1 pseudogene is annotated in these 596 nt (G+C 33.2%); it reads right to left on the bottom strand.

Annotation, left to right across the window (positions count from 1 at the left end):
* Nucleotides 1-596, bottom strand: a pseudogene (locus tag M901_RS15275) (response regulator); the annotation flags it as partial.

Genomic DNA, 596 nt, shown 5'->3' with positions numbered 1-596 from the left:
AAATGACATTTTTTCTAATACGAATACCAAATGGTACATATCATAAAAGTCAAAATTTCCATCATTTAGCTTACTCATAACATGGCTAAGCAACCGATAGCTTTCACCGAGATCTTGTTTAAGTAATGCAATAGTGGACATAACCAAGTCATATTGAAGTGAAAAGCTTTCAACTCTACCAAGCCTATCAATTTCCGACTTAACTGTTAATAATGCATTGTCTATATTATTGAGAGTATTTGAACTAAAACATCTATATAGAAAATACTGTACGTAGAGTAGACGCGTTCTATCTGTTACCTTAAAGGTATTATTGTTGTGCGTATAATATAATTTAATGTACTTAAACGCTTCATCATACGAATCACACGATATTGATAAGTTCGCAATAATCAGTTCACGATCGAGCCCGGCCTCTAATAACATTGTTGCAACTTTGAGGTGCTTTATTGCAGCAGGGACATCATTTTCGTATGCTTTTACATTCGACATTTCATCATGATAAAGATGATTAAGCTTCTTATCTGAAACTTGCTCAAGAATATTTTTTGCCTCTTCATTTTCATCATTGAGGATCATAACATTGGCTAAGCTAG

Origin of the sequence: Bacteriovorax sp. DB6_IX, assembly GCF_000447775.1 — a bacterium.
In the GTDB taxonomy this organism is placed as follows: domain Bacteria; phylum Bdellovibrionota; class Bacteriovoracia; order Bacteriovoracales; family Bacteriovoracaceae; genus Halobacteriovorax_A.
The sequence above is the reverse complement of the archived record's forward strand: the minus strand, read 5'-3'. Positions and strand labels throughout refer to the sequence as shown.